A 17,954-nucleotide genomic window follows, 5' to 3' on the forward strand; every position below is an offset into this window, starting at 1 on the left:
GCAGGAAAAATCCATTTAGAGCCAATGGGCATTTATTCTAAGAAATATAAAAGCTTAAAAGACTTACCAGATGGCGGGACAGTGATTATGAGTAATAACGTAGCGGAGCGTGGCCGTATGTTAGCATTGTTACAAAAAGGCGGCGTGATTAAGCTTAAAGATGGTGTAGATGTGGTTAAGGCGACAGTAAAAGATGTAGTCGAAAATCCGAAAAACTTAAAATTTAAAACAGATGTTGAACCTGGACTTTCACCGAAGTTGTATGAAAATAATGAGGGAGATGCTTTATTCATTAATTCGAACTATGCAATTGATGCGAAGTTAAATCCAACAAAGGATGCAATTGCGATTGAAGGATCAGACTCTCCGTACGCAAATATTATTGCAGTTCGTAAAGGTGACGAGAAGAAAAAAGAAATTAAAGAATTAGTAGAAGTACTGCATTCAAAAGAAATTCAAGACTTTATTAATAAAGAATATAAAGGTGCTGTACTTCCGATAAGTGAATAAATATGAGGAAAGGACTGGAAAATTACCAGTCCTTTTTTCTTTATATAAATAAGAAGAAAGGTGTATCATATAAGGATGCAAGGGAAATACTTATATACATTTGTGAAAAAATTGTTACTTTTTTTCGTCGTTTGCGATATCATTTTATTTGATATAAGATTAGAATGAGAATAAAATGAGAATATGAACGTTTTAGGAATTTTTAAAATGTATATATAGGATTAATGGAGGTATTGAGATGGCTGGTTCTACATTAACGGTTAAAGACTTACACGTATCAATTGATGGCAAAGAAATTTTAAAAGGTGTAAACCTTGAAGTAAAAGGTGGAGAAATCCACGCAATTATGGGACCTAACGGAACAGGTAAATCAACTTTATCTTCTGCGATTATGGGTCACCCAAAGTATGAAGTAACAGAAGGTAGCATCATCATCGACGGTGAAGATGTATTAGAAATGGAAGTAGACGAGCGCGCACAAGCAGGTCTATTCCTAGCAATGCAATATCCAAGTGAAATTAGCGGAGTAACAAACGCTGACTTCTTACGTTCTGCAATTAATGCACGTCGTGAAGAGGGCGATGAAATTTCTCTTATGAAATTTATCCGTACATTAGATAAAAACATGGAATTCCTAGAAATGGATCCAGAAATGGCACAACGTTACTTAAACGAAGGTTTCTCTGGTGGAGAGAAAAAACGTAACGAAATTCTTCAATTAATGATGATTGAGCCAAAAATCGCAATCTTAGACGAAATCGACTCAGGTCTTGATATCGATGCATTAAAAGTTGTATCTAAAGGTATTAACCAAATGCGCGGCGAAGAGTTCGGTTGCCTAATGATTACGCATTACCAACGTTTATTAAACTACATCACTCCAGACTTCGTTCACGTTATGATGAACGGTCGTATCGTTAAATCTGGTGGCCCTGAGCTTGCACAACGTCTAGAAGCTGAAGGTTACGACTGGATTAAAAAAGAATTAGGTATTGAAGACGAAACAACAGAGCAAGAAGCGTAAGAGAGGAGCATAAACATGACAATCGGTACATTACCTTTCGATCAAGAAACAATCCGTCAACGCGCAAGCGAAGTAAACGAAGCTGCTTGGTTGACTGAGTTCCGCTTACAAGCTCTTGCACAAGCAACAGAACTTCCAATGCCAACGCCTGATAAAACGAAAATTGAAAAATGGGACTTTATCGGAAAAGGCGACGCTGCTAAGCAAGAGCCTGTAAGTTCTTTAACAGAGCTTCCAGAAGCAGTGAAAAACTTAATCGATGAAAATAACAGCGTATTAGTGCAACGTACTGGTACAACTGCGTTCGTTTCTTTAGCAGACGAAGCAAAAGACAAAGGTGTTATTTTCACAGATATCGTAACAGCTGCAACACAGCATGCTGAACTACTACAAAAGTATTTAATGAAAGACGGCGTGAAAGTAGACGAGCATCGTCTAACTGCACTTCATGCTGCATTAATCAACGGTGGTGCATTCGTATATGTTCCGAAAAACGTTGTTCTTGAAACTCCACTTCAAGCTGTATTCTTAGTAGACGGCGAAGAAGCTAACGTATATAACCACGTATTATTCGTAGCTGATGCGAACAGTACTGCAACTTATGTAGAAAACTATGTTGCAAATGAAAATGCTAAAGGTATTGCAAATATCGTAGCAGAAGTAATTGTGGAACAAGGCGCACAAGTGAAATTCGGTGCGGTTGATCTATTAGCAAAAGACGTAACAACTTACGTTAACCGCCGCGGTGTTGTTGGACGCGACGGCCGTATTGATTGGGCTCTAGGCCTTATGAATGACGGAAACACAATTTCAGAGAACGTTACGAACTTAATGGGCGACGGTTCATATGCTGATACGAAAACAGTAACAATTGGCCGTGGTAACCAAACACAAAACTTTACAACTAAAGTTGTTCACTTCGGTAAACACTCTGAAGGTTGGATTTTAAAACACGGTGTACAAAAAGATAGTGCAACATCTATCTTTAATGGAATTGGTAAGATTGAACACGGTGCATCTAAATCAAATGCACAACAATCTTCTCGCGTTCTTATGTTAGATGAGAAAGCTCGTGGGGATGCAAACCCAATTCTTTTAATTGACGAAGATGATGTAATGGCAGGTCACGCAGCTTCAGTAGGCCGCGTAGATCCGTACCAATTATACTACTTGATGAGCCGTGGTATTCCAAAACGCGAAGCAGAACGTTTAGTCATCCATGGATTCTTAGCACCTGTAGTTAACGAGCTTCCAATTGAAGGAGTAAAGGCACAGCTTGTTGAGGTAATTGAAAGGAAAGTTCGCTAATGAATATTCATGAAATACGCAAACAGTTTCCAATTCTTGATCAAAAAGTGAACGGCAAACAACTTGTTTATTTCGATAGTGCAGCAACTTCTCAAAAACCAATTCAAGTCATTGAAACGTTAGAACGTTACTATAAAGAATATAATTCTAACGTGCATCGCGGTGTTCATACGCTCGGTACGAAAGCTACCGACGCGTATGAAGGTGCACGTGAGAAAGTTCGCAAGTTTATTAACGCGAAATCAATGGAAGAGATTATTTTCACGCGCGGAACGACAACTGCATTAAATACAGTAGCGGCTAGCTATGGCCTTGAAAATGTAAAAGAAGGCGATGAAATCGTTATTTCTTACATGGAACACCATAGTAACATCATTCCGTGGCAACAAGTTGCGAAGAAAACTGGCGCAACTTTGAAATACCTTCCGCTTCAACCAGACGGTACAATTTCTTTAGAAGATGTTCGTCAAACTGTTACACCGAATACAAAAATCGTTTCTATTATGCAAGTATCAAACGTACTTGGAACGATTAACCCTGTAAAAGAAATCGGAGCAATCGCACACGAAAACGGAGCAATTATGGTCGTTGATGGTGCACAAAGTACACCTCACATGAAAGTGGATGTACAAGATTTAAACTGTGATTTCTACGCATTATCTGCTCATAAGATGTGCGGACCTACAGGTATCGGCGTATTATATGGTAAGAAAGAATTGCTAAACAATATGGAGCCAATTGAATTTGGTGGTGAAATGATTGATTTCGTAGATTTACAAGAATCTACTTGGAAAGAGCTTCCGTGGAAGTTTGAAGCGGGTACACCGATTATCGGTAATGCAATCGGACTTGGTGCGGCAATTGATTTCCTAGAAGAAATCGGTCTTGATAATATTGAAAAGCATGAGCATGAATTAGCGCAATACGCTTTAGAAAGACTATCAGAAGTAGATGGCGTTACAATTTATGGTCCAAAGCATCGCGCTGGTCTTGTTACATTTAATATTGAAGACGTACATCCTCACGATGTAGCGACTGTATTAGATGTAGAAGGCATTGCAGTTCGCGCAGGACATCACTGTGCACAACCGCTTATGAAGTGGCTAAAAGCTTCTTCAACAGCACGTGCGAGCTTCTATTTATATAATACAAAAGAAGAAATTGATACATTTGTTGAATCGCTAATCAAGACAAAGGAGTATTTCACAAATGTCATTTAATAATTTAGATACGTTATATCGTCAAGTTATTATGGATCATTACAAAAATCCTCGTAACCATGGCGTGTTAGAAGATAGTGTTACCGTTAACTTGAACAATCCAACTTGCGGCGATCGTATTCAACTTACGATGAAAGTAGAAGAAGGTATTGTGCAAGAGGCGAAGTTTGAAGGCGAAGGATGTTCAATCTCAATGTCTTCAGCTTCAATGATGACACAAGCAGTAAAAGGTAAGAAAATTGAAGAAGCACTTCAGCTTTCGAAAATTTTCTCTGACATGATGCTAGGAAAAGAGTACGATGACAGCATCGATTTAGGAGATATTGAAGCATTACAAGGCGTATGCAAGTTCCCTGCACGTATTAAATGTGCAACATTAGCGTGGAAAGCGTTAGAAAAGGGCTTAAACGAAGATAAGTAATGTTAAAGGTTCCTAAAAATGAGGTTATCTAAGGAGGGACACACCAACATGGCGAAGCAACTGCCAGATATCGGCGATTACAAATATGGTTTCAAAGACAAAGACGTTTCGATTTTCCGTGCTGGACGCGGTTTAACAAAAGAGATCGTTGAAGAGATTTCACGTATGAAAGAAGAACCACAGTGGATGTTAGACTTCCGTTTAAAATCACTGGATAAGTTCTATGAAATGCCAATGCCACAATGGGGCGGCGACTTAAACGACTTAGATTTCGATGAAATTACGTACTACGTAAAACCATCTGAGAAATCTGAGAAGTCTTGGGATGAAGTACCTGATGAAATTAAAGCAACATTTGATAAATTAGGTATTCCAGAAGCTGAGCAAAAATATTTAGCTGGTGTATCTGCACAGTACGAATCTGAAGTTGTATACCACAACATGAAAGAAGACCTAGAAGCTCTAGGAATCGTCTTCAAAGATACAGATAGCGCATTAAAAGAGAACGAAGATATTTTCCGTGAGCATTTCGGAAAAGTAATCCCACCAACAGACAACAAATTCTCTGCATTAAACTCTGCAGTTTGGTCTGGTGGATCATTCATCTACGTTCCAAAAGGTATTAAAGTTGATACACCACTTCAAGCGTATTTCCGTATTAACTCTGAAAATATGGGACAATTCGAGCGTACGCTTATCATCGTAGACGAAGGCGCACACGTACACTACGTAGAAGGTTGTACAGCACCTGTTTACACTACTAACTCACTTCACAGTGCGGTAGTAGAAATCATCATTAAAAAAGATGCGTATTGCCGTTATACAACAATCCAAAACTGGGCGAACAACGTATACAACCTAGTTACAAAACGTGCGGTTTGTGAAGAAAACGCAACGATGGAATGGATTGACGGTAACATCGGATCTAAATTAACGATGAAATACCCAGCAGTTATCTTAAAAGGCGAAGGCGCTCGTGGTTTAACATTATCAATCGCGATTGCTGGTAAAGGCCAACACCAAGATGCTGGTGCGAAAATGATTCACTTAGCACCAAACACGTCTTCAACAATCGTTTCTAAATCGATTGCGAAGCATGGTGGTAAAGTAACTTACCGTGGTATCGTACACTTCGGACCAAAAGCGAAAAACTCTCGCTCTAACATCGAGTGTGACACGTTAATCATGGATAACCAATCTACATCTGATACAATTCCTTACAACGAAATCAAAAACGATTACGTTTCACTTGAGCACGAAGCGAAAGTATCGAAAGTATCAGAAGAACAATTATTCTACCTAATGAGCCGTGGTATTTCTGAGCAAGAAGCTACAGAAATGATCGTAATGGGCTTCATCGAGCCATTCACTCGCGAACTTCCAATGGAATACGCAGTTGAAATGAACCGTCTAATCAAGTTTGAGATGGAAGGTTCTATTGGTTAATATTTAAAAGTGGAAGCGGCTCGTTCAGAATGTGAGGGGGATGGAGCTTCTGACGTAGAGGCGCTTTTTGCCTCATAGGAAGAAGTGAAGCCACCGAACATTCTAGCCGCTGGAACTGGATAATATATGTATGGAGAAAGCGCCCTGCTGTGCAGGGCGCTTTTTTGTTTTGCGGATTTGTCTTGGCTTGGGAGAGGATACCCGGGTGGGGGTTCAGCTAAATATATCAACGATTTTTCAAATATATCGATCATAAATGGGAATATATCAACGATTATTTCAATATATCAACGTTTCGACAAGGAATATCGATTTGTCGACAAGATAAGACAAAAGAAAATCCTCACATACCCCAAACATTTTATAAGAACAGAGAACGACTAGGTTTAAGACAAAGATACTGACAAATCCACTTGAACAACCATCCACTGAATTCTCTATTAAACTTTTTGACAAATCCACCCCTCCCTCCACTATCTGGAATTCTTTCCTGCATTAGCAAAAGTTTCTCATATAAAAAAGGACAATCTTTTGCTTTTTCTCACAATGCGAGTACAATGTAAAATAGCAAGAAAAGACGAAAAGTATTTACAGGATTATTGTGTGCGCATAGCGTAAATGGCAGTAAGGAACTGAGAGGAGGTTTTTTCTCTGAATACAAATAAAGAAACAATCATCCACCTTTATCATACAAACGATATACATAGTCATTTTGAAAATTGGCCGCAAATTTCTCGGTTTGTTCTAGGGGAGAAAAAGCGAAGACAGGAAGCGGGAGAGACTGTTTTGACGGTTGATATCGGCGATCATGTGGATCGTTTTCATAGTATTTCGGAAGCGACAAATGGCCTTGGGAATACGAAGCTTTTAAATGAGGCGTTATATGATTATGTAACGATCGGAAATAATGAAGGCATTACGTTAGCGAAAGAGCATTTAAATCGGCTCTATGATGATGCTGGATTTGAAGTGCTTGTCGCAAATTTATTTGAAAAAGAAGGTGTACGTCCATCATGGGCAAAGCCTTATAAATTACATACAACGACGGATGGGGTTACGATCGCTTTTATCGGATTGACGGTAGCTTATCCAGAGTTCTATCAGATGCTCGATTGGCATATTAAAGATCCACTTATTCATTTAGAGTCTATTTTAGAAGAAGTGCGAGATGAGGCTCATATTACGGTTGTCCTTTCTCACCTTGGAAAAAGTATGGATGAGTATATGGCAGAGCATTATGATATAGATGTTATTTTAGGTGCGCATACGCATCATTTATTTGAGCGTGGTGTTCTACTGAACAATACTTTACTTTGTTGTTGTGAAAAGTGGGGGCGCTACGTTGGTCACGTGCAGCTTACTGTGGATATAGAGACGAAGAAGCTGTTGAAAAAAGACGGTAGAGCGATTAAGACGGAACGGTTAGGTGCTTATAGCGATCCGTTATCCACAATTGAAATACTGCAGGAAGAAAGTAAGCATATAATGGCAGAGCCTGTCGTTCATTTAAAAGAGTCATTACCGGTTGATTGGTTTCAGGAGACGCCGTTTTCTCATATGTTAGCAAGTGCACTGAAAACATGGTGCGGTGCAGAAATTGGAATGGTGAATGCCGGTGTACTTCTTGAAGGATTAGAAGAGGGTGTTGTAACGCGCGGAGATATTCACAGAATTTGTCCACATCCAATTAATCCGTGTGCTTTGAAAGTTCCAGGAAAGATATTAAGAGAAGTTATTTTGAAAGCACGTAAGCCGAATATGGAGAATCTTGAGGTGAAAGGATTCGGATTTCGGGGAAAAGTGATGGGGAAAATGATTTACGCTGGTGTAGAAGTCATTCCAGATACGATTCCTGGCAATAAAATTTTATTAGAAGATGTATTGATTAACGGCGAATCGCTGGAGTTAGATCGTATATATACAGTAGGAACAATTGATATGTTTACGTTTGGATACTTATACCCAGAGCTATCCACACTTTCTGGCAAACAATATTATATGCCAGAACTACTTAGAGATGTGTTAACGGATATGTTAATAACTCATACAACTTCCGTTAAACTATAGGCTAGTTAACTTGTAACACTCATTTTTCTCTTGTCATACAGATAAGAAAGAGAGGAGTGTGAACTATGGTTAATGTGGAGCCAATTATAATTGATAATTATACGTTTATTGCGGTTAGCGTGAAACTTCCAAAGACGAATTTGCTAGCTGTAATGAGCGATAAAGGATATATTATGTGTGGTGCATTAGATGTAGGTCTTTTAAATGAGAAATTAGGTGATCGAGGAATTATTGCTGGCCGTGCGGTTGGTGTAAGAACGATTGAACAACTTCTTGAAGCGCCACTAGAATCGGTAACGACTGGAGCTGAAGCATTAGGCATTCCAGCAGGAACGATTGGAAAAGAAGCATTATTAAAAATGAGATAAGCATATATCGTCCCTCCTTCTTGCATAGAAATGATATAAGAAGGAGGTTTTTTTATGAGTATATTTCGCTCGAAAAATTCGCGGTTTCGAAGGGGACCTATTGCCTTTCGGTATATACTGCTTATGTCGTTTATTCTTTTTGTTGTATTACTTACGCAAGGGTTGTGGATTGTGAATAATAGTATTCAGCCGACCTTAATTAAATATGGGGAAGCAGAGACGCATAAAATGGCGACGGCAATTATGACGAAGGCGGTAAAGGATCGAATTAATGAAGGATTCGATGTCGATTCATTAATGAAAGTACAGAATGATAAAAACGGGAAAGTATCCACAATTAATTTAAATACAAAGCAAGTAAATGAAATCGTAACGTCAACGACCACGTACATAGAAAAATATTTGCAGCAAGTAGAACAAGGGAATTTGAAGGAGCTAGGTATTTCAGAAAAAAACGGGGCGACTATGGCAGTGCCTTTTGGGCGTGTAACTGATAATGCGCTTCTTGGTAATATAGGACCAGATATTCCGATTCATTTCACGCCAATTGGGCATGTGAATACAGATATTAAACAAAAAATTGAGCCGCATGGGATTAATACTACAGCGATTCAAATTGTTATGGAAATGGAAGTAACGCTGCAAGTAATTATTCCATTTCATACGAAAGAGATAACTGTGAAACAAAATGTTCCGATTGCGACGCGCATCGTTCAAGGGGAAGTGCCTACGTATTATGGAAGCGGAAGTGTTGCTGTACCTGATAAAAAGAAAACAGATAGTTAGTTGCATATAAAGTGAAACTCGGCTCAGCCTGGCTTTTACTGGATAAAAAATAACCGTAGCAATGCAGCTACGGTTATCTTTTGGTATTTGCTCGTTCTTTGCGTTCCCAAAGGCTTAAATGCATGTATGGATCGAAGGCCCATTCTGTATAGCCATTGTCTTTATATATGCCAAAATGTAAGTGGGGTGGGAATTTTCCGGCTGTACCAGGAGGGCCGTAACCGGTGCTACCAACAAATCCGATTACTTTTCCGGGCTCGACAATTTGTCCAAGCTGTATTTCTTTTGAGAACCCGCCTAAATGAGCGTAATAATGGTAATTGTTATGAAGGTCTCGAATACCGATGCGCCATCCACCAAGGCGGTTCCAGCCTTTTGTTTCAATAATGCCATAGCAAGTCGATCTTACTGGCACGCCATATCCGGCGAAAATATCGGTTCCTTCATGAACTCGTCTGCCGCCAAAACTTCTTCCAGCACCGAAAGTACTACGGTAGCTATGGTCACTACGGATCGGAAGAGGAAAAGCATTTCCTTCTAAATTAATACGTCCATAATGTTTATAAATTTGGGCGTATTCGCTAATTAAATCAACTGTTTTTGCACGTCTATAATATTCCCAGAGCATAATTTTAATACGGTCTTCTGAAGTTCCTTGTTTCCTTAAAATAGTCGCTGCGGTATGCAGAAGATCACGGTCGCTATTTGCATTTGCAAATCCATCTTTGTCACCATCTAAACCTATTCCGCCAAATAGAGAAATTGTATGGGGGAGAGTATCGTTGCTATTAATAGGTCCAGCCCATATTTCTGGTTTGAAATAAAGGGAAATGATGGCATCTGGTTTTTTTGGAATATCTTTTCTTACGCTCCGTATATTTCTTTCATATTGATCCATTGCAGCTAAGTAATACCATGGAATGCCTGAAGACTGCTCGGTTTCTTTATATAGTGCCATGCGCTTTTCATATATGCTTTGCTGATTATCTTCACCGTAAGCGATGTTTTGGTGGAGAAGAAAACAAATAGAAAGCAAAAGAGAAATTTTTCGAAGCATGAAATAGACTCCTTTCACAACATCACTCTTTTTAGTGTGGGATATACGGAGTATTTCATTATAGGGAACGATTGGAAAAAATCTTAGAATCTTCATTTGAGCAAATCGCTTTCATACGTTAGAATAGATATGTTACATTGAAAGAAGCGAACACGGTAAACTATTTCATATTGTGCGGAGTTGATAACCATGACAAAACAAACAGAATATAAGCGCAAGCCCGAATGGTTGAAAATTAAGTTAAACACGAATGAAAACTATACAGGCTTAAAGAAAATGATGCGTTCTAAAAATCTTCATACCGTTTGTGAAGAGGCAAAATGTCCGAATATTCATGAATGCTGGGCTGTAAGAAAAACAGCAACATTTATGATTTTAGGTGCGGTTTGTACACGTGCTTGTCGTTTTTGCGCGGTTAAAACAGGCTTACCAACTGAGCTTGATTTACAAGAACCAGAACGCGTAGCAGATTCAGTAGTACAAATGGGCTTAAAGCACGTTGTTATAACAGCGGTTGCACGTGATGATTTAAAGGACGGCGGAGCAGCTGTTTTTGCTGAAACAGTACGAGCAGTACGCCGTAAAAACCCATTCACGTCTATCGAAGTATTACCATCTGATATGGCTGGGGTAGAAGAAAACTTAAAAATGTTAATGGATGCAAAACCAGATATTTTAAACCATAACATTGAAACAGTACGTCGATTATCTAACCGAGTTCGCGCTAGAGCAAAGTATGACCGTTCATTAGAGTTTTTACGTCGAGCAAAAGAAATGCAGCCTGATATTCCAACTAAATCGAGCATTATGGTCGGCTTAGGTGAAACAAGAGAAGATTTAATTGAAGCAATGGATGACTTACGTGCAAACAATGTGGATATTTTAACTCTTGGACAATATCTACAACCATCTAAGAAGCATTTACCAGTTATTAAATATTATCCACCAGCAGAATTTGCAGAGCTTAAAGAAATTGCACTTAGCAAAGGATTTAGCCACTGTGAAGCTGGCCCACTTGTGCGTTCTTCTTACCATGCGGACGAGCAAGTACGTTCTGCAAAAGAAAAAACAGCAGAAGCTAAATAATGAAAAAAGAGAGCTAACGATTAGCTCTCTTTTTGTTTGTACTCTAAAACGGTATTTGTACATGTTAATAAAATCTTTTTTAATTCTTCTGTGGATAATTCAATTGTAAATTCAGGTACACCAGGTGTAATTAAAATTTTATCGTACGTATAAACGGAACTGTCCACAATAATTGTTACTTCTTGTGAATAACCAAAAGGAGCTACACATCCTGGAGTACAGCCAGTTTTCATTCTTAGTTCATCAGGGGAACAGAGCGATAAGCGTTCTCCGGTTATTTCTTTCATTTCTCCTCGGTTAAGCCGAGTTCCTTCTAACGTAAAAAACACGTAAAAATTTCCAAATGTTGATTTTAAAAATAAGCTTTTACTTGGAGCACCTTGTAAGCCAAGTCTTTCACGTACAATCCGATCTGTCTCATAATCGAGTACCGGTTCGTGTTCGAATTTTTCATAAGAAACATTTGTTTTATGTAGTAGAGCAAGTACGTCTTCATACATATGAAATAATACCCCTTTCTATTGTTAGAACAGTCTCTTCTCGTGGCGTCAACTGAATGTTTTGGAAAGGGATATTACTTGGACGATGCTTCCCATAAGCGTGTTATGATACATTGTTCGTCGATTGTAATTTCGTAAATATCAGGATTCGTTAAAGTTCTCCATTCAGTAAAGCCAATCGTATGATTAAAATGCTTTAAAATGAGCGTAAGTAAATTGCCGTGTGTAACAAGTAGTGTTGTCGTATGGTTTAACTGTAAAACGTCTTGAATAAGCGATATGGCACGGTCTGTTGCTTGTTTTGTTGACTCTCCGCCTGAAAAGGCAATATCTATGTTCGTAAAAGTGGATTCTAGTTTTTGCATCCAATCATCCATTGGAACGTTGCTCAATATGCGTTCAGTTAATCGTTCATCTTCTTGGATAGATAAGTTGGCTTGGAGCGCATAGGGCCGAATGGAATCGATAGCTCGGACAAATGGGCTTGAAATAATATGATCGATTTGTAGAGTATTTTCTAAGAGGAATGTAGCAAGGGTATTTGCTTGGTCTTTTCCATCGGTCGTTAATTCAGCATCACATTCTTGCCCAGTTGCTGAACAATGTCGTATTACAATAATTTTCTTCATAATTCATCCCCATCTTTCAAGTTGACGCTATATACTTCGACAAATGTGGAAATAATTCCTTTTTATTGGAAACAGCATAGGGATTTAAATATGTGGAAAAGTAATGTGGATAATAAAAAATTGAGGTGCAATGATGAAAAAAATGATATGTATCGTAATCATTATTTGTTTTCTTGCGCAATTGTCCACAATATATGCAGAATCCAACCGAAAACTAAATTATCCAAGCAATCGAAATAAGTCATTTGTGAGTGAGGATGTTTTTTATAAACAGTTAGATAAGAAAATTTATAAAGAGTACAAAAATGCAGCATATAGTGTTCGTAAAAAAATTTCATTTAAAGAAGTGGCTGATGAGCAATTTTCTTTCTTACAAAAAACAGCAGTCGGTTGTCGAAGTAGAGTGGTGCTTCAAGATTTTTTTGTTCACCCTGATCGCCAAGTTTATTTTTTCGCTTCTTTTACTCAAAATGCAGTAGAAGAGTTTCATAGGTACATCGTTATAGATGCAGAAACAAAGAGGGAGTTGCGGGAGGGTAAAAGTTATCATCAGTGTGGTAATCCATATGAAAAATAAACCACCAATTTTGGTGGTTTATTTTTTACTCCGGTACACTCTTTAATTTCTCTTTCATTTTGCGAATAAGAACGACAGCGCCAATTGTACAGAGAAGTGTAATTCCTTCGGCAACAAAGATGTTGATTGTTTTTGTTTGGTAAAGTGCCGCGAAAAAGTCTACAAATGCGTGGAATAGTATAGCGTATACTAGGAAGATGTATTTCTTCTGTTTTACTGCGTATAAAACAAGCATTGTAAAGGCGATTTGAAGCACGAGTGCCATAATTCTTTCTAAGCTACCAAGGAAGTATAAGTAGGCAGGTTGCTGAATTAGCATGTCCTGTAAAATGCTGAGCTCTTGTTTTTGTTCAATCAGTCGAGCGAAGCTACCATCGTTAATAGAATTAGCAAAGATTAATGCTTGTAATGCAGAAAAACCGCCAATTAAAATAGATTCAATTCCGCCGTGACCAATTCCATAAGCGAAGCCATCTTTATATTCTAGATATTTTTTTAGTAAGAAGAAGAAGGCAACGAAGCGTCCTAATTCTTCAAAAATACCAGCAGTCAATCCGCCATAAATTGCGAAGACAAACGGATTTTCTAAAAATGGAGCGATTGTTGGATTACCGCGCATAAATAGGTGGAATGGTGTTTCAAGAATTTGGGTAAATCCGATAAAGATAAGAACACCAACGCCGACCACTTTCCAATTAATATTATATTTTTTACGGAAATAAACGAGTACGATAATTGGGACCAGAATCGAGACAATGAGTTGAAAGATGATGCTGGCAATTACAGTATTTGAAACCATACTTTCACCGCTTTCTAATATATGTACATATCTATTATGCATGAAATATGGGAGAGATGAAACTTTTAGAAAGAAAATGAATTTACTTATTGACTCTAACGTTGCGTCATACTTTATCGTATGTACTAAGGGGGAGATACAAATGACAATGAGAGTAAAAGAAGTAGCTGATTTAGTTGGAATTAGTGTGCGCACACTGCATCATTACGATGAAATTGGGTTGTTAACCCCAGACGAGACGACAGAGTCTGGATATCGTTTGTATTCCAATGAAAATTTAGAGACATTGCAGCAAATTTTGTTTTTTAAAGAGCTTGGCTTCCCTTTGAAGAAAATTAAAGAGATTATCATGAGTCCATCATTCGATCGCGAAGAGGCACTACAGCTTCATAAGAAAATGCTTCTTGAAAAGCGTGCCAGATTAGATAAGGTGATTGCGACGATTGATAAAACAATTCAGCATACAAAAGGAGAGATTGAAATGACGAATAAAGAGAAATTTGAAGGATTCGATTTCAGCCATAACCCATATGAAGAAGAAGCACGTGAAAGATGGGGAGACGCAGCTGTAGATAAAGCGAACGAATATGCAAAAGGTATGTCAAAAGAGAATCAAGAGGAGTTTAATGCTATTTATAGAAATTTAGCAACGCTTAGACACGATGCACCAGATTCTAAAGAAGCGCAGGCAGCTATTAAAGTATGGTACGATTACTTGCAAAACTTTAGTCACTATTCATTAGACGCTTTTAAGGGCCTCGGTCAAATGTACGTCGCTGATGATCGCTTTACGAAAAATATCGATAAGTTTGGCGAGGGGTTAGCGCAGTTTATGTGTGATGCGATGGAGGTTTATGCGGATCGTAATAAAAAATAAAAAGTAAAACAGGTGGAGATTTTCTCCACCTGTTTTACTTTTTAATCATGTCATTCAAAGTCTGATCCCCCGTATTGTTCAAATGAGGATTTTTACTCATTTCACGTTTTAACATATCGAGGCTTTGCGTATATTCTGTATCATTTAATGCGCCGGATTGAAGGCCTTGAATTTGGGAAATCAACTTTTGGTCTGTTGATACATATGCTTTATAATAGCGAGGGACGATGGACGAAGCGGTTTTATATACTTGATCTGCTACAAGTTTTGGATCCGTTGTGTTTGCGCGGTATACAACGAACACTTCATCATCAGTAACGAGTGTAGCAGCGTTTGTAACGTCAGGAAGTTTGACTGTCATGCTTGTAATCATTTCAGCGACCTTCTCGCGATTAATGGCCCCCACTTGCTTGTTAGATACTTCATGTTTTTGTTTAGAAGAATAACCGACTCTCGTGAGTCTTGTATTTGTATTTTCTGTATGATACATGTCGTTTTTATTGGAAACAAGAACACGGCTTCCTTCTTCGCGCTCCATTTCGGCTTTATTATTTGTTTGGCAGCCTGCAAATAAGGAAAGAGTGAGAAGGGAAAGTAAAATTTGTTTTTTCACGATGTATCACCTCCTTCTCCATAGCATGTACTAATTTGCAATTTTTTGTATTTGAAATTGTTGGTTGTTATGCTTTGTGATACGATAAAAAGAAGAATGCTTAGAGAGGAAGTTAATGATGGAGCAAAAGCAAGAGCAAGAGATTCATGCTACGGTGAGCATTAATAATGTTCAGTACGAAGTAATTAAAAACTTTCGTGACGGTTTTAGTGAAGAAGCATTTAAAGAGCGCTATGCAGAAATTTTAAATAAATATGATTATATCGTTGGAGACTGGGGATATGAGCAACTTAGATTGCGCGGATTCTTTGATGATAGTAACCAACGTGCGACATATGATACGAAAATTAGTACGTTAACGGAGTATTTATACGAGTACTGTAACTTTGGTTGTGCACACTTCGTATTACGAAAAGTGAAGAAATAAAAAAATCCTCTTACAATTGTAAGAGGATTTTTTACATATTCTCGCTTATAAACAAATCGAGATATGATCGCCTTCAGAAAGTATTGTATTTGGCTTCATTTGTTGTCCGTTCAATTGAATATCCCCATTTTTAATTTTATCCACAATGAGTGTACGGCTCCAGTCGGAAATATATGTGGATAAGGCTTTATCAATGCGGTGGGAACCGAAAACGATATCTAATACGATCGTGATTTCGGCTAAGCCACTTTCTTTATGTTGCGTAATGAAAATGGTAGTAGTTGTTTCTGGTTGATCATGCTGCGTCATATCGACTGTTTCAACGTGATCAGTAAATGATTTATAAATACGCAGTTTTTGATTCCACGTATGGTCTTTCGGACATTTATAAATGGCAAAGCGGTATATGTTTTTTCCGTTGGCGTTATGCCTACGAATATTTGTGTCGGTAAATAGGGTAGTACGTCTGCAATTTTTACAATATTTTTCGATTGTGTTTTGCTCGTTTTCATATAAACTCCAAGAAAGTTGTACTTTCTGCATTTTTCTTCGCCTCTTATAGTAGTGGCAAAGAAACGTAATACAGCTATTTGGATGTCTTGTAGTATGAAGACATGAGAAATAGACAAAAATAAAAGGAGGTTCCCCAAAGAGGAACCTCCGTAAACATCATACTACAGATGCGTTACGTTCCTTTGTAATGGGAATGGGCAGACTACTCCCTTGAAAAAGCGAGGTGCTTTTTCAAGGGAGTAATGCTATCCGATTGCTGGTCCATTACAAAGTAAATGTTGGCATACGTAGATAACGTCCTTTCTATCCAAATAGATTTATTCTTAATTATAACATAGAAGATTGAAAATTCAAAACTCTTATAACGGAAAAACACCAGCTAAAATAGCTGGTGCATACGATAAATTATATAAGTTCAAATAAAAATGAGCGTAGTTCTTCTGCAATTTCTTCAGTCATAGAAAATGCGTGCTCTAAGTAGCCTGGTTCGTTTAAATCGTCAGCACCGATAATTGCAAATTTATTACTTTGCATATCAAGTACAATTGTTTTACCGTAATGACGATCGGAGTATAAAAGCGCTAAATCATGACGCTCATTTTCTCCCATAAAGCTAACGAAACGAGTTTTTGTAGCGACAGTGTCGTCGTACAGAAAGAAACGTTCTTCCATACACATGGCTCCTTTATTAAATATCTAAGTTTAAGTGTGGTTTATGATCTAAATGGTGATGCGTTTTAATGAATCGTACTGTTCTTGTTTTGTAACGCATTACGATAGAGTATGTTTCAGCTAAATCTCCGCCAAGGAATTTAACACCGTCTAATAACTCACCAGCAGATACACCAGTTGCTGAGAAGATTGCATCATCCCCAGATACTAAGTCATCTAACATAAGAAGTTGACGAGGGTCTTCTAATCCCATTTCACGACAACGAGCTTCTTCTTCTTCGTTCATTGGAACTAAGCGAGCTTGCATTTCACCTTCAAGGCACTTTAATGCTGCTGCAGAAATAACACCTTCTGGAGCTCCGCCAATACCTACGAATAAGTCGATACCCGTTCCAGGTAGTGCTGTTGCGATTGACGCACCAACATCACCGTCACCAAATAATTTTACGCGTGCACCTTTTGCACGAACACGGTCAATAATATCTTGATGACGTTCACGTTCTTGAACGATAACCGTTAGGTCACGAATCTTTTTATTGTTAGCTTCTGCTACAATTTCAATTGTTTTTTCAATTGGATCATCTAAGCTAATTTTACCAGCTGCTTTTGGACCAACCGCGATTTTTTCCATGTACATATCAGGAGCATGAAGAAGGTTCCCTTTGTCTGCGATTGCAATAACTGCCATTGCATTTGCAAGACCTTTTGCAACGATGTTTGTACCTTCTAATGGATCAACGGCGATATCTACTTCTGGACCGTTACCTGTTCCTAGTTCTTCACCAATATACAACATCGGTGCTTCATCAAGTTCTCCTTCACCAATTACAACTGTACCTGCCATGTTTACTGAATCGAACATATCACGCATTGCTGTAGTTGCTGCATCATCTGCTTCATTTTTCTTTCCGCGGCCCATCCACTGTGCGGATGCTAAGGCTGCTGCTTCTGTTACACGGACAATTTCTAGTGCGAGTTCACGTTCCAAGATTCCATTCCTCCAATTTCAAAAATCATACAAATATAACTATAACAAATAACGGAGAAAAGGTGA

At 38.3% G+C, this 17,954-nt stretch carries 20 protein-coding genes and 1 pseudogene; 13 read left to right on the forward strand and 8 right to left on the reverse strand.

The features are described from left to right. The 9 genes and pseudogenes from metQ to yunB all read left to right on the forward strand — a co-directional run. Nucleotides 1-510 (forward strand): annotated as a pseudogene (gene metQ, locus MR170_RS18735) (methionine ABC transporter substrate-binding lipoprotein MetQ); the annotation flags it as partial. Between the two features lie 238 nt (nucleotides 511-748). Continuing rightward, nucleotides 749-1,534: a Fe-S cluster assembly ATPase SufC gene (sufC, locus tag MR170_RS18740; RefSeq protein WP_000929163.1), complete on the forward strand. Its 786-nt coding sequence runs from the start codon at nucleotides 749-751 to the stop codon at nucleotides 1,532-1,534. Between the two features lie 15 nt (nucleotides 1,535-1,549). After that, a complete protein-coding gene (sufD, locus tag MR170_RS18745; RefSeq protein ID WP_242308918.1) occupies nucleotides 1,550-2,842 on the forward strand; it encodes a Fe-S cluster assembly protein SufD in 1,293 nt (430 codons plus the stop codon). Continuing rightward, on the forward strand, nucleotides 2,842-4,062 hold the full coding sequence (gene sufS / locus MR170_RS18750; RefSeq protein ID WP_001020767.1) for a cysteine desulfurase SufS: 1,221 nt from the start codon (nucleotides 2,842-2,844) through the stop codon (nucleotides 4,060-4,062). Before sufD ends, sufS begins: the two co-directional genes overlap by 1 nt. Then, a complete protein-coding gene (gene sufU / locus MR170_RS18755; RefSeq protein ID WP_000009523.1) occupies nucleotides 4,052-4,483 on the forward strand; it encodes a Fe-S cluster assembly sulfur transfer protein SufU in 432 nt (143 codons plus the stop codon). Before sufS ends, sufU begins: the two co-directional genes overlap by 11 nt. 48 nt (nucleotides 4,484-4,531) lie before the next feature. Then, complete coding sequence (sufB, locus tag MR170_RS18760) at nucleotides 4,532-5,929, forward strand: Fe-S cluster assembly protein SufB (RefSeq protein ID WP_001118824.1); 1,398 nt, start codon at nucleotides 4,532-4,534, stop codon at nucleotides 5,927-5,929. Between the two features lie 675 nt (nucleotides 5,930-6,604). Beyond that, nucleotides 6,605-7,996: a bifunctional metallophosphatase/5'-nucleotidase gene (locus tag MR170_RS18765; protein WP_346749469.1), complete on the forward strand. Its 1,392-nt coding sequence runs from the start codon at nucleotides 6,605-6,607 to the stop codon at nucleotides 7,994-7,996. A 65-nt stretch (nucleotides 7,997-8,061) separates the two neighbouring features. Further along, nucleotides 8,062-8,364: a YunC family protein gene (locus MR170_RS18770; RefSeq protein ID WP_000248466.1), complete on the forward strand. Its 303-nt coding sequence runs from the start codon at nucleotides 8,062-8,064 to the stop codon at nucleotides 8,362-8,364. A 54-nt stretch (nucleotides 8,365-8,418) separates the two neighbouring features. After that, nucleotides 8,419-9,150, forward strand: a complete 732-nt coding sequence (gene yunB / locus MR170_RS18775; RefSeq protein WP_048563724.1) for a sporulation protein YunB — start codon at nucleotides 8,419-8,421, stop codon at nucleotides 9,148-9,150. A gap of 73 nt (nucleotides 9,151-9,223) precedes the next feature. On the opposite strand, the gene MR170_RS18780 is transcribed toward yunB, so the two are convergent. After that, nucleotides 9,224-10,207 (reverse strand): M23 family metallopeptidase, encoded by a 984-nt coding sequence (locus tag MR170_RS18780; protein WP_016079836.1) that lies wholly within the window; start codon nucleotides 10,205-10,207, stop codon nucleotides 9,224-9,226. 189 nt (nucleotides 10,208-10,396) lie between these two features. Here MR170_RS18780 and lipA point away from each other — a divergent pair, with 189 nt between their 5' ends. Further along, a complete protein-coding gene (gene lipA / locus MR170_RS18785; RefSeq protein WP_000166367.1) occupies nucleotides 10,397-11,293 on the forward strand; it encodes a lipoyl synthase in 897 nt (298 codons plus the stop codon). Between the two features lie 20 nt (nucleotides 11,294-11,313). Here the strand turns inward: lipA and MR170_RS18790 are convergent, their stop codons facing one another. Next, nucleotides 11,314-11,793 carry a YbaK/EbsC family protein gene (locus tag MR170_RS18790; RefSeq protein WP_088114728.1) on the reverse strand — a complete coding sequence of 160 codons (480 nt, stop codon included), beginning with the start codon at nucleotides 11,791-11,793 and terminating at the stop codon, nucleotides 11,314-11,316. A 74-nt stretch (nucleotides 11,794-11,867) separates the two neighbouring features. Continuing rightward, on the reverse strand, nucleotides 11,868-12,422 hold the full coding sequence (locus MR170_RS18795) for a histidine phosphatase family protein (RefSeq protein ID WP_242308919.1): 555 nt from the start codon (nucleotides 12,420-12,422) through the stop codon (nucleotides 11,868-11,870). Nucleotides 12,423-12,555: 133 nt separating this feature from the next. Between MR170_RS18795 and MR170_RS18800 the strand changes: the two genes are divergently transcribed. Next, nucleotides 12,556-12,999 carry a hypothetical protein gene (locus tag MR170_RS18800; protein WP_242308920.1) on the forward strand — a complete coding sequence of 148 codons (444 nt, stop codon included), beginning with the start codon at nucleotides 12,556-12,558 and terminating at the stop codon, nucleotides 12,997-12,999. Nucleotides 13,000-13,024: 25 nt separating this feature from the next. On the opposite strand, the gene MR170_RS18805 is transcribed toward MR170_RS18800, so the two are convergent. Beyond that, the gene (locus MR170_RS18805; RefSeq protein ID WP_242308921.1) at nucleotides 13,025-13,840 is read right to left on the reverse strand and encodes a YhfC family intramembrane metalloprotease; all 816 of its coding nucleotides are present in this window, start codon (nucleotides 13,838-13,840) and stop codon (nucleotides 13,025-13,027) included. Nucleotides 13,841-13,940: 100 nt separating this feature from the next. Between MR170_RS18805 and MR170_RS18810 the strand changes: the two genes are divergently transcribed. Continuing rightward, nucleotides 13,941-14,675 carry a MerR family transcriptional regulator gene (locus tag MR170_RS18810; RefSeq protein WP_016079841.1) on the forward strand — a complete coding sequence of 245 codons (735 nt, stop codon included), beginning with the start codon at nucleotides 13,941-13,943 and terminating at the stop codon, nucleotides 14,673-14,675. 34 nt (nucleotides 14,676-14,709) lie between these two features. Here the strand turns inward: MR170_RS18810 and MR170_RS18815 are convergent, their stop codons facing one another. Beyond that, complete coding sequence (locus tag MR170_RS18815; RefSeq protein WP_242308922.1) at nucleotides 14,710-15,288, reverse strand: YhcN/YlaJ family sporulation lipoprotein; 579 nt, start codon at nucleotides 15,286-15,288, stop codon at nucleotides 14,710-14,712. Between the two features lie 115 nt (nucleotides 15,289-15,403). On the opposite strand from MR170_RS18815, the gene MR170_RS18820 reads away from it, so the two are divergent. Further along, complete coding sequence (locus tag MR170_RS18820; RefSeq protein ID WP_000970508.1) at nucleotides 15,404-15,715, forward strand: YutD family protein; 312 nt, start codon at nucleotides 15,404-15,406, stop codon at nucleotides 15,713-15,715. 45 nt (nucleotides 15,716-15,760) lie between these two features. Here MR170_RS18820 and MR170_RS18825 read toward each other — a convergent pair whose 3' ends face one another. From MR170_RS18825 to glpX, 3 genes are all read right to left on the reverse strand, one after another. Next, nucleotides 15,761-16,258, reverse strand: coding sequence for a cytoplasmic protein (locus tag MR170_RS18825; protein ID WP_242308924.1), 498 nt, complete (start codon nucleotides 16,256-16,258; stop codon nucleotides 15,761-15,763). A gap of 375 nt (nucleotides 16,259-16,633) precedes the next feature. After that, the gene (locus tag MR170_RS18830; RefSeq protein WP_000392611.1) at nucleotides 16,634-16,900 is read right to left on the reverse strand and encodes a DUF3055 domain-containing protein; all 267 of its coding nucleotides are present in this window, start codon (nucleotides 16,898-16,900) and stop codon (nucleotides 16,634-16,636) included. Between the two features lie 16 nt (nucleotides 16,901-16,916). Continuing rightward, complete coding sequence (gene glpX / locus MR170_RS18835) at nucleotides 16,917-17,888, reverse strand: class II fructose-bisphosphatase (protein WP_000439090.1); 972 nt, start codon at nucleotides 17,886-17,888, stop codon at nucleotides 16,917-16,919. Nucleotides 17,889-17,954 lie beyond the last annotated feature (66 nt).

This window comes from Bacillus cereus group sp. BfR-BA-01524 (assembly GCF_022662595.1).
GTDB classification, from domain to species: domain Bacteria; phylum Bacillota; class Bacilli; order Bacillales; family Bacillaceae_G; genus Bacillus_A; species Bacillus_A thuringiensis_S.

Bases quoted from the DNA above. Each gene is read 5' to 3' on its own strand.
- sufS (WP_001020767.1), top strand. From the start codon at position 2,842: ATGAATATTCATGAAATACGCAAACAGTTTCCAATTCTTGATCAAAAA.
- sufC (WP_000929163.1), top strand. From the start codon at position 749: ATGGCTGGTTCTACATTAACGGTTAAAGACTTACACGTATCAATTGAT.
- lipA (WP_000166367.1), top strand. From the start codon at position 10,397: ATGACAAAACAAACAGAATATAAGCGCAAGCCCGAATGGTTGAAAATT.
- MR170_RS18790 (WP_088114728.1), bottom strand. From the start codon at position 11,793: ATGTATGAAGACGTACTTGCTCTACTACATAAAACAAATGTTTCTTAT.
- MR170_RS18795 (WP_242308919.1), bottom strand. From the start codon at position 12,422: ATGAAGAAAATTATTGTAATACGACATTGTTCAGCAACTGGGCAAGAA.
- MR170_RS18830 (WP_000392611.1), bottom strand. From the start codon at position 16,900: ATGGAAGAACGTTTCTTTCTGTACGACGACACTGTCGCTACAAAAACT.
- MR170_RS18800 (WP_242308920.1), top strand. From the start codon at position 12,556: ATGAAAAAAATGATATGTATCGTAATCATTATTTGTTTTCTTGCGCAA.
- yunB (WP_048563724.1), top strand. From the start codon at position 8,419: ATGAGTATATTTCGCTCGAAAAATTCGCGGTTTCGAAGGGGACCTATT.
- sufU (WP_000009523.1), top strand. From the start codon at position 4,052: ATGTCATTTAATAATTTAGATACGTTATATCGTCAAGTTATTATGGAT.
- MR170_RS18770 (WP_000248466.1), top strand. From the start codon at position 8,062: ATGGTTAATGTGGAGCCAATTATAATTGATAATTATACGTTTATTGCG.
- MR170_RS18810 (WP_016079841.1), top strand. From the start codon at position 13,941: ATGACAATGAGAGTAAAAGAAGTAGCTGATTTAGTTGGAATTAGTGTG.
- MR170_RS18805 (WP_242308921.1), bottom strand. From the start codon at position 13,840: ATGCATAATAGATATGTACATATATTAGAAAGCGGTGAAAGTATGGTT.
- MR170_RS18820 (WP_000970508.1), top strand. From the start codon at position 15,404: ATGATGGAGCAAAAGCAAGAGCAAGAGATTCATGCTACGGTGAGCATT.
- MR170_RS18780 (WP_016079836.1), bottom strand. From the start codon at position 10,207: ATGCTTCGAAAAATTTCTCTTTTGCTTTCTATTTGTTTTCTTCTCCAC.
- sufD (WP_242308918.1), top strand. From the start codon at position 1,550: ATGACAATCGGTACATTACCTTTCGATCAAGAAACAATCCGTCAACGC.
- sufB (WP_001118824.1), top strand. From the start codon at position 4,532: ATGGCGAAGCAACTGCCAGATATCGGCGATTACAAATATGGTTTCAAA.
- MR170_RS18825 (WP_242308924.1), bottom strand. From the start codon at position 16,258: ATGCAGAAAGTACAACTTTCTTGGAGTTTATATGAAAACGAGCAAAAC.